This is a genomic window from Bacillus sp. H1a (genome assembly GCF_000633475.1).
GTDB lineage: Bacteria > Bacillota > Bacilli > Bacillales > Bacillaceae_G > Bacillus_A > Bacillus_A paramycoides.
This window is the reverse complement of sequence record NZ_AYMH01000156.1, coordinates 1-452: the sequence shown is the minus strand read 5'-3', so window position 1 is coordinate 452 and position 452 is coordinate 1. Positions and strand designations below refer to the sequence as shown.

Genomic DNA, 452 nt, shown 5'->3' with positions numbered 1-452 from the left:
AGAGCACTTGCTATTTGAGATTTACTATACACCATAGATTCTGTATACTGCATTCTTGCAGGTAACGTATGTGTTTTTGAATACTTTTCATTCCAAGTAGATACTAATTCATCTACTGCTCCAGACACATTACCATATGTAGGATTTTGGACAGTAATTGTATTGTCTTTTCTCATGCCAGGTAAGTCTATACTAATATTCAAAGGTTTTCTCTTAGCTACTAACAAACTAGGTTGATTATCTGCAAAAGCTTTATTTGCAAGTTGTACTGCTCCTGGATAAGTACGATTAGCCACAGAATCAATAATTGAAATATCCACTGGTGAAGTTGTAAGTGATTTTTTCTCGCGTTCAACTACTACAAATTTACCATTTGAATTTGTACTTTCTTTCGGAACAAAACTCTCTACTTTATCACCATTTACTGCTAAAACCTCTTGATTATTATACTT

General features: G+C 33.2%; 1 pseudogene. It reads right to left on the bottom strand.

What is annotated here, in order from left to right:
* Window positions 1-452, bottom strand: a pseudogene (alo, locus tag U860_RS0130905) (anthrolysin O/cereolysin O family cholesterol-dependent cytolysin Alo); the annotation flags it as partial.